This is a genomic window from Pseudomonas cichorii (genome assembly GCF_019719005.1).
Taxonomy (GTDB): domain Bacteria; phylum Pseudomonadota; class Gammaproteobacteria; order Pseudomonadales; family Pseudomonadaceae; genus Aquipseudomonas; species Aquipseudomonas cichorii_E.
In genome coordinates this window covers 167,139-177,766 of record NZ_JAIGPJ010000005.1, presented here as the reverse complement: position 1 = coordinate 177,766, position 10,628 = coordinate 167,139, and the positions used below count along the sequence as shown (strand labels likewise).

Sequence of the window (10,628 nt, the reverse complement as noted above, 5' to 3'; positions counted from 1 at the left end):
GACTGGCACACAGCACGGCAGGTAAAGTGAAAAAGGAACGTAACCAGACTGCACTCAGGCCCTGCCGTATATATAGCAATCAGCCCGAAGCCTTTGGATTACCTCAGACCGGTCTCAGGAAAACCGCTCACGTCCCAGCAGACTCACCAGCATGGTGATCGAGTCGGCGTTACTGAGAATCACCCGGCTGCGCACCTCCGGGTCGCTGAGAAATATCTCTCGCGCTTCTTTCGCGGTCGCCTGGCCGGTCAGACTGTTCATCTTACTGAACAGCCGGCCATCTTGAGGCCGCAAGTCGCGCATGACGTTACCGCTCGGGATACGAAACAACCGCCCCTTGGGAGTCAGGTGTGATAACGAGCGGTCACGCACGACCTGCAATTGCCTGTGGTAGAAACTCCATGCCGGCTGGCCGACATCGATCATCTCGGTGGGTGGTGCAGCGGCCTTGAGATAAGCGAAATCCACGGCATCACAAGCCTGGTGGGACATCTCATGAATCAGAGTCGATGCCCGGTAATGATCGTCGGCATTGAACGCCCGGTTACCGGGCAAAACCGCCTTGAGGGAATAGCTCGGCGGCGAAAAGAAATCTTCGGTGAGAATGATGCGCTTGCGCAGATCGCCAACAACCACAAAAGCGCTCACGGATTCATGCCCGCTCCGGGTCCTGCCCAGGACGAAACGTCCGGAACTCAGCGGTGCCAGTGAAGGCTGCAGCAAGCCATCGTATAACTCGGTGAACCGTTGCCTGACGTTGTCGATCATCGACGGCGTGGCCTTGTCTACACCGAAGAACGATTTCAGCACGAGCTGCACCGGTTCGGACAGGCCTTCGACTGTCGGGGCATTGAGGTTGAACAAGGCATTTTTCAGGTAGCCCAACGCATGAACACGCGCCATCGTGATCTTGCGTGCCTCTTCACGGGAATACAGCCGGATGTTCTTCATGCCGTCGGCACGCACGCTCACGAACTCTTCGATCACCCCGTCGATTTCCCGGTCTATCGGATTTGAAGAGCGCAGGCTACCGCCCAGGCCAGGGTCCAGATCCAGTTGCCATTTCTGTTGGGCGTCAAGCCGCAGATCAGGTCCTGGACCGGCCTTGCCCTTGATACGCCAGACGCCATCGACATGCTCCACCTGATAAACCTTGCCCTCCAGCGCGGCGTAGAGACGCCGGGTTCTGGTGTCCTCATAAACGTTGCGCAATGCATCGTGCCGGAGGGTCGCCATATCGACATCAAGCTCTTCGAACGTGCTCAGATGCCGCTGCAGCACGACAGGAGAGGCCGAACTACGCCAGAGAAACCTGGATTTACGAGCCAGAAACCACATGCGCATCGGCTGGACTTCTACACGTCGGTTCGATACGAGCGTCCCCAGCATCATGGTGAAATCGCTCAATGCCACCCACCATTGCTGCTCCATCACAGCGCTGACCGAACGGGTCAGCAGTTCCTCGCCCTGCCATATCGCAATCAACGCTCCCAGCCTCGCAGGCATGAAGAACATGACGGCATTGGAAAACAGTTCGGTCAGGTGTACGAAATGCGCCCAATCGGCTTCGGCGCTGGTCACAGCCTGGGTACGACTGAGGCCATGCATCACTTTCACAACGGCTTCGAACTGATGACGCATCGCGTTCCCCTCGACGACCATCGTGCCGAGACTGACCTTTTCGGGCCTCTCCAGCGTCGTATCGAAGATCGAGTCAGGTCCCTGGAGAGGCAGGACGATATGCGCCTGATTCAGGCCGCCATTGTCGTAGCGATTGCGCAGCCGGGGCTTGAGACGGCTCAACAGCAGGTCCTGCAAGGCCCCCTTGGTGCGCAACTCGGCCAGCAGATGGTCACGATCGCGAAACTCCTTCAAGGTGAACTGCTCGCTGAATTGAACATGCAGCAGCAACGGCCCCTGTTCCGGGTCCTTCGGGCCGAACAGGTAAAAGCCATCGACCGCATCGGCGGCCATGCCCTGGCGCGGCACAAGGGTCAGAGGACGCATCACGATCTGCTGGCCATCAAGCGGCTCGCGCGCCATGCCATCCGGCATGTCGAGCACGCTCTCGAGGTAATCGAAGGCTTTCTGGCTGATGATTCCCTGCATTTTCAGTTCGATTGCCGCCACCATCAGCAGCGAGGGAATCTGCTGCATGAAGCTTTCGCGGCGACTGGCGTACTCAGGCGTTGAGGGATCAAAGCGTTCGGACAGCAATGTCCGGTAGTGCCGACCGACATCCAGCTCGTGAATCAGTCGGGCTACGTAATGGGCGTCCAGCCCTGCCGGGAGCGGCATTCCGGCCGGTAGACCGACGCTGCTTACACCCTCCTGGATCCCGGAAAAGTGATTCAGGGAATAGTCCACCAGACTCTCACTGTAGACCCGGGTCCCCGCTGGAAAGGACGGCGGCAGATTACCGGTACCGACCATGACGTTCCAGGGGTCATAGATGGTCATGGTCACCGTTATCTTGTCCGGGTCCAGGGCATATCCGGGAAAATCGCGTTGCAGTGCCTCCAACAACCGTGGCCGGGCAAAAAGCTGCATGGGCGGCACACCGGCCAGAAAGTCCGTGGCCGGGTCGAGAGTACGAAAATAGTTCTTTGCCAATTCAAGGTAGCGCTCCAGATCCTCCAGCGAGGCATTCCTGAGCCAGTTCGGCATCGAGCTCATGAACAACAGCCCCTGGACACGGATGGACAGACAATCGAGCCAGGTCAGGAGCCAGTCGTTGTTGCCTGACAGATCCACGCCCCCCTTGAACGACATGGCGGCCAACCGGTGTTGCCGGACATCGTGCAGCGCAGTGGCAAATTCGCTGCTCTGCCCTTGCTGGGCATCCTGTTGCATCAGATGCAGAAAATCCCCATCGACCCGCTCCAGGCTCAGCGTCATGATCGCCCTGGCTGCAAGGGTTTCATCCACCCATTGGCGATCCTGATCGGGGAATACCGCCAGCCATTTGGAACGCCACTCGGGATCAGCCAGACGCATCTGTAGCCACGCCTCCAGCTCCACCCTGGAATCCATCTCCAGAAGCCCCATGAAAGGCGACCAGAACAACAGCCGCTGCCGAGCCTGACCGGGCATCTGCAAGGCCCAGACGACGTTGAGCCCCAAGGGAAATCGCCGACCGCTCAGCATGAGGGTAATCCTCTGGACATCAGCCGATCCACGACGAGTCTCGCTCAAAGGGCGGTCCAGAACAGCCTGCAGCAGGTCAAGCAGCGACGCAGCAATAACCTTATGGCGTCGTGCCAACGCCAATTCCAGGCGTAACATCTGCTCGCGAGAGTTACGTAACATCTGGCTGACCTGCCTCTGTGTATTGGCAATTCGCAATGGCCGGTCGTAGAAGGCCTTGAAACCGGCAAGACATGACGCCTGCTGGGCATTGGCCACCCGATCCACGATCGTTTCGAGCAACGGGACAGGAAGCGCTGCCGATCCATCGTCTCCCCTATGCTCTGCTGGTAGCTGAATCCTGCTGTTCGGCGGTATAGGCCTGCTGCGCGCACCACTGAAGCGTTCGATCACAAGGTCCGCCAGGCCATGAGTCTGAGGGCTTTCACAATGCACTCGCACATCGCTTCCCCCACAAACGCCCTGCTCGCTCCAGATCAGGCGGATGTTCTGTCCCTCGTGAGGTACGGGATAGTCGAGCGCTGCCAGGTAAGGACTCAAGGCCTGCCGGACAAACATCTCCATGGACGGCCGCAGGTCACCGATCTCACGCAGCGTATCTTCGATCCGGCTCAGTTGCTCTCCCCACGACAGAGCCGGGACGACAGTCGGGCTGGAAGGTGCCGACCTGGCACCTTCCATGGGCGGCCAGGACACCAGAAAGTGCGTCGGCTCGTTCAGCCAGCGGCCACCGATGCCGATGTGCGGCAGACGCTCATCGAGCAGCGCCCGTACATCCAGAGCATCGTCGAGCATTGCACGCAGCTCGCCCTCGTCCCGGCAATGGCGCTTGAGCGCTTCGGCCAGACTGCGCTCCTGCAGACCGATGATGCCGTCGATGCAGTCGTAGAACAGGGGTTTGTCCACCCGGTAATCATTCACTTGCAGACCCACTGCGGTTTCCAGGGTCGCCAGTTCGGCCTGATCATTCAGCGACAGGTAATGGCGCAATTCGCTACGGCCTGCCGGGCTGTTGAACAGATCGACCAACGCCTGGCGGCTCTTGAGCTGGCGCACACCCTTGAGAGGGGAATAGAGCGCATACGCACCCTGTTCCAGTGGAATCAGGTAGAGGCTGACCAGCTTGTACGGCCCCTGCCCTGCGACGGTCAGCGACAGCCGGTTTATGGGTAAGGCCGAATGCTTGTAAAGAGGTAGCGCAGCAATCCGTGCCAGGATGGTTGTGGAGGAAGGCTCAGACTGTTGCAGCATCCAGACCCTGTGGCTGAACGCATCGGCCAGCGCCTGCGCGAATCGATGGCGGCGCGTCAGGCCGTACCTGTCGGGATTGCGCCAGTAATCTGCGACCTGCCGTTCATATTCGTCCTTGATATCCGCCAGACGCAGGTTGAAATCCGACACCCCTGCCGACTCCAGCGGTTGACCTCTGCGACCAATGAAACGGCAGCGCTGACCTGCGGGTAAAACCTTGCCAGTCAATGTGTCCAGGGCCAACTGTTCAAGGCTCTGAGTCCGAACGAGGATTTCCCGGAAGGTACCATGCTCAGCGGCCGTCTGCTGCACGATCTGCACCCGTGGCCCATGAAGATCAAGATCGCCGGTGGACCAGAGGTCAGCATGCCTCGATGCCAGCAGCCGACCCAGAACATGATCGAGGGACGGCAGCGTCTGCAAGTCATCCGCCAGCCAACGCAAGGTCTGCGCCTGATGGTCGATGACCTGCCACATGCGCTGCTCGAACAATGCCCCCTCTACCAACTGGAGATGAAAACCGGGGTGCTTGTCGGCTTTCACGGAAAACGCCTGCGTCGCGTAAGCAGTGAGCTGCTGGCGGTCGGAAAAACGCATCAGGCCATCGGCCAGCGTATCGACATAAACCACGGAGGTGCCAGAGTTCCAGCGCTGAATCACCCACGTAGTGACCATGGCAAGAGGTTCGGGCGAGCCGTCTTCCAGGATAGGACGATAAACTTCCAGATGCCCCGGTTGCTCGGTGTCGGCCAGATACTGCAGATAGCCGAACTCTTCGTCCGAGATCCGCTTCCGGGCCTTGGCGAGTCTGAGATTACGTTGAAAACGCTGACGCAGCGCCTCGGTCTGAAAATAGGGTGTAGCAGGCATGGCAAGCTTCCTTTTGCACAAAGTGCCACAGGCATCGAAACGCCCATGGCAAATAACGTACAAGGGATCCTAACCAGCACATGCCTTGACATTGCACTACATATGACAACGCTCCAGACGCAGTGCATGAATCCAGACGCCGCTCAGGAAAAACGTTCACGCCCCAACTGACTTGCCAGCATGGCGACCGAGTCGGCATTGTGAAGGAGCACCCGGCTGCGTACCGCAGGATCGGTGATAAAGACCTCACGCGCCTCTTCCAGAGTCTGTTTGCCGGTCAACCGGACCATACTGTCAAATATTCGGCCATCGCCGGGCTGCAAGCCTCGCCAGCCTCTGCCAGTGGCAACGCGGAACAACCAGGGCTTGGGCGTTCGATGCGACAGCGCCTGCTCACGCAAGGTCTGCAATTGCGCCTTGTACGAAGACCATTCCGGCAAGCGCTCATCGAGCATATTCACCGGCGGCGCGCCGGAATCCAGATAAGCGAAGTCCACGGTATCGCAGACCTGATGAGATATCTCATGGATCATGGTCGCAGCCCGGAAATGCTCATTGGGACTGAAAGCACGGTTATCGGGTAGCACATCCCTGAGGGGATAGGCAGGCGGAAAGAAAAACATGTCGTTGAGAAAGAGACGCCTGCCCGGGTCGCCCACAAGCACAAAAGCGGCTACTGACTCATGCCCGCTCTTGCTCTCACCAATGACGAAACGACTGGAGCTCAGCGGTGCCAATGAGGGCTCCGACAAGCCGACGTACAATTTGGTGAGCCGTGTCCTGACGTCGTCGACCATCTGCGGTGTAGGCTCATCCACGCCGAAGAACTCTTTCAGCAAGGCTTGTGCCGGCTTCGCCATGCCGTGTATGGTCGGTGTATTGACATTGAACAAGGCGTTTTTCAGGTAACTCAGTGCCTGGAAGCGGGCCATGTTGATCTTGTGGGCCTCTTCACGGGAATAGAGGCGAATGTTCTTCATGCCCTCGGCGCGCACGGTAATGAGCATGTCGATCCGCTTTTGCATCGCCTGCTCGCTCGGGATTGGCAAGGGCGAGCCACCGCGCAACCCCAGCTCCAGCTCCAGATCCAGTTGCCATTTCTGCTCACCATCAAGCCAGATCTTGGGGCCTTGAGCGGTATCGGTAGTGATACGCCAGGCACCCTCGAACTGCTGAACCCTGTAAGCCTTGCCTTCAATTGCGGCGTAAAAGGTCTGAGTCTTCGAATCCTTGTAGAGGTTGTACAAGCCATCGTATTGCAGGGACGACAGTTCGATATCCAGTACTTCGAAATCGCTCAGGCGCAACCTCAGCGCAGCGGACAAGGCTGAATTGCGCCAGGAAAGTGTTTCCGGCCGAAGCTGGAACCGGGTGTGCATCGACTCGACTTCGGATCGCCGGGTCGAGACCATCATACCCAGCGCCATGGTGAAATCGGACAGCGCCTGCGCCCATTGCCTTTCGATCGCGGCGTCAATCGATTCGCGCATCAGACTCCCGCTTTGCCACATCGCGATCAGCGCTCCCAGCCTGCCCGGCACGAAAAGCAGCGTCACATCGGACAGCAGAGCCATCCCGCGCACGAACTGCGACCACTCAGCCTCGGCACTGGTCACCGACTGCTTGCGACTAAGGTTACGCAACAGTTGCACGATGGCTTCGAACAGGTGACGCAATGCATTACCTTCGATGATCACAGTGCCAAGACGGACCTTTTCGGGCCTGTCCAGCGTCGTATCGAAAATCCATTGGCTTCCTTGAGCCATGAAGGGAATGTGCGCCTCGTTCAGACCACCATTGTCATAGCGGTCGCGCAATCTTGGTTCAAGCCGGTTCAGCAGCAGCTCCTGCAAAGGCCCCTTGATACGCAGCTCAGCCAACAGGTGATCATGGTCGCGGAACTCTCTGAAAGTGAATTGCTCGCTGAAATGGATATGCAGCAGCACCGGTCCCTGTTTCTGATCCTTCGGACCGATCAGGTAAAAGCCCTCTACCTTATCGGCGGACATGCCCTGACGCGGCACCAGAGTCAGGGGACGCAGCACGATGTACCGCCCATGGACTGGCTGGCGGACCGTGTTATCCGGCATGTCGAGCACACTTTCGAGGTAATCGAAAGCTGTCTGGCTGATGATCCCCTGCAATTTCAGCTCCATGGCCGTGACCAGCAGCCGCGGGGGAATCTGGCGCATGAAGCGCTCTCGGCGACTGGCGTACTCAGGCTTTGCGGGATCAAAACGTTCGGCCAGCAATGTCTGGTAATGCAGACCGACATCCAGATCGTGGATCAGCTTTGAAACATAACGGGCGTTCAACCCCACCGGTACTGGCTTGCCAGACGACATGCTGACACTGAGCACACCATCCTGAACCTGAGAAAAGTGATTGAGGGAAAAATCCACCAGATTTTCGCTCTGGACTATCGTGGCCCCCGGAATGGAGATCGGGATTTCACCGGTCGCCACCGAAGCTGCGACATAGTGGGTCATGGTCACCTTTATGGTGTCCGGGTCCAGGCCCAGGCCAGGAAAATCGCGTGTCAGCGCCTCCAGAACCCGCTCTCGGGCAAAGTGCTGCAAAGTCGGCACACCGGCCAGGAAGTCATTGGCCGGATCGTTATTGCGAAAGTACTCCTTCAACAGATCGGTATAGCGCTCCAGATCATACAGCGAGGCCATGGTCAGCCAGCCCGGCATCGTGCTGGTGAACAGCATGTTCTGGACACGGATGGACATGAAATCCATCCAGATCAGGAGCCAGTCGTTGTTATCTGCAAGGTTCACGCTGTTTTTGAAAGGCTCGGCAGCCAGACGATAGTGGCTGGCATCTCGCAACGCAGCAGAAAAATCTGCGCCCTGCCCTTGTTGGTAATCCTGCTGCATGCGGTACAGGAAATCCCCGTCGACCCTTTCCAGTTGCACCGTCACAGTCGCGCTCGCCGCCAGACTCTTGTCCAGCCACTGACGGTCTTCGCCGGAAAATATCTTCAACCACTTGAAACGCCATTCGGCGTCAGACAAGCGTCCCTGCAGCCAGGTCTGCAACTGTTCTCTGGAATCCATCAGCTTGAGCCCGATGTACGGCGACCAGAACAACAGGTTCTTTAACGACCAATCCGGTGGCTGAAGGGCCCAGGCAACGTCAAGTCCCAGAAGAAACTGTTTGCCGCTCAGTTTTATCCTGATGGCATAGACATCGGCCGATCCTGAACGTGTGTCGCTCAAGGGACGATCCAGGGCACTCTGCAGCAGATCGAGCAGTGATGATGGAATACCATTCTTGCGACGCGCCACACTCAGTTCCAGACGCAACAGATGCTCGCGGATGCCGCGTAACGTCTGGCTGACCTGCTTCTGCGTCCTGTCGATGCGCAACGGCAGGTTGTAGAACGCCTCGAAACGGGCCGGGCCAGAAGCCTGCAACGCCGTGGCAACCCTGCTCACGACAGGTTCCAGCAACCCGGCAGTGATGGCGCCCACCCCCTCTGCCCCTTGATACTCGGTCGGCACTTGCACCTTGCAGTCTGGAGGGATCGGCGTGCGACGCGAGCCACTGATGCTTTCGAGCACACAGTCCGTCAGGCAGATACTCTGCCCGCCCCATTCCAACCGGATATTCTGGCCTTCATGAGGCATGGGATAGCCGAGCGCACCCAAGTAGGGACTCAAAGCCTGCCTGGCAAAAACCTCAACAGGTATGCGCTGAGCATTGATATCGCGCAGGGTATTCTCGACCCGGATCAATTGCTCACCCCATGACTGTAGGGGGGTGACGACAGGGCCGGGCGAAGATTGGGGACCTGACGCAGACTGCCAGGTGGTCGTGAAGTCCGTCGGCTTGTTCAGCCAGCGGCCACCGGTACCAATATAGGGCAGACGCCCGTCGATCAGCGCCCGTATATCAATGGCATCGTCAAGCAGCGTGCTCAGTTCGCCTTCATCCCGGCCATGGCGCTTGAGCGCTGCGACCAGACTGCGCTCCTGCAAACCGATGATGGCATCGATGCAGTCATAGAACAGAGGCTTGTCCAGCGGATAGGCATCCACTTTCAGGGTCACGACAGTTCCCGGGACCGGCAGTTCGTCCCGGTCGTTCAGCGAGAGGTAACAGAGCAGTTCCTTGCGACCTGTCGGGCTGTTGGCCAAATCGGTCAGCGCCTTGCGACTCTTCAGGAGTCGCACTCCCTTGAGAGGGGAGTAAAGCGCATAGGCTCCCCGCTCCAGATGAATCAGATAAAGACTTGCCAGCTTATAAGGCCCGCGACCATCGACGGTCAGCGACAGTCGGCTGACAGGCACGGGGGATACCTTATACAGCGGTGACGCGGCAATACGTGTCAGAGCGTTGGTGGATGTCGCGTTCTGTTGCAGTATCCAGACCCGGTGACTGAAAGCGTCGGCCAGTGCCTGCGCGAACCGGTGGCGGCGCGTCAGACCGTGTGCGTCTGCATGGTTCCAGTAATGCCCGATCAGGTCTTCATAGTCGTCTCCCAGATCTTCCATGTGCAGGTCGAGGTCGGACATGCCGATACTCTCCAGCAGTTGCCCTTTGGAGCCCATGAAGCGGTACCTTTGCCCGTTGGGCAAAACCTTGCCGGTCAATATGCCCATCGCCAGTTGCTCATAGCTCTGGACCCTGATGCAATTTTCGCGGTTTGCGATATGCCTGCCACCGATCTGCTCCACGATCTGAACCAGCGGAGCATGAAGATCAAGACCAGCATCGGACCAGACGTCGCCGAGCTTAGAGGGCAACAGCCTGCCCAGAACCTGACTCAGCGACGGCAACTCCTGCAGATCAGCCGCCAACCATCGCAGGCTCTGCGCCTGATGGCCGATGACCTGCCACATGCGTTGCTCGAACAGGGCCCCTTCCACCCGCTGGAGCTCGAAGGTGGGGCTTTGATCGACCTCAACGGAAAATGCCTCTTTGACGTAGTCGCTGAGTTGCTTGCGATCAGCAACGCACATCAGGCCATCGGTCAGGGTATCGACGTACAGGAACCGGCCACTGGCAATCCGGCACTCGATCACCAGCGTGGAAACCATTGCGAGAGACTCGGGCGAGCCATCCTCCAGAAGTGGGCGATACAGTCCAACGGATCCTTGCTGCTCGACACTCGGCTGTTCCGTGTCGCAGAGATGCTGCAGGTATCTGAACTCTTCGTCAGTGATCCGTCTTTCAGTCTGAGCGATTCTCAGGTTGCGCTGGAAGCGCTGGCGCAGCGCCTCGCTATGAAAATAAGGGGTGACAGACATGGCAAACTTTCCTTTTGCACAAAATGCCACAGGACACAAAAGCTCCTGTGGCGGATACAGTGCAAAGAAGCGTAACCAGTGACCGCTCGATAATTATCGTAC

At 58.3% G+C, this 10,628-nt stretch carries 2 protein-coding genes; both read right to left on the bottom strand.

Annotation, left to right across the window (positions count from 1 at the left end; genetic code table 11):
• Positions 1–114 precede the first annotated feature (114 nt).
• The gene (locus K5D32_RS06970; protein WP_221599566.1) at positions 115–5,268 is read right to left on the bottom strand and encodes a dermonecrotic toxin domain-containing protein; all 5,154 of its coding nucleotides are present in this window, start codon (positions 5,266–5,268) and stop codon (positions 115–117) included.
• A gap of 143 nt (positions 5,269–5,411) precedes the next feature.
• Positions 5,412–10,526 carry a dermonecrotic toxin domain-containing protein gene (locus K5D32_RS06965; protein ID WP_221599565.1) on the bottom strand — a complete coding sequence of 1,705 codons (5,115 nt, stop codon included), beginning with the start codon at positions 10,524–10,526 and terminating at the stop codon, positions 5,412–5,414.
• Between the last annotated feature and the right edge of the window lie 102 nt (positions 10,527–10,628).

What these genes read in the sequence shown, in the direction of transcription:
- K5D32_RS06970 (WP_221599566.1), bottom strand. Translation starts at nt 5,268, where the DNA reads ATGCCTGCTACACCCTATTTTCAGACCGAGGCGCTGCGTCAGCGTTTT.
- K5D32_RS06965 (WP_221599565.1), bottom strand. Translation starts at nt 10,526, where the DNA reads ATGTCTGTCACCCCTTATTTTCATAGCGAGGCGCTGCGCCAGCGCTTC.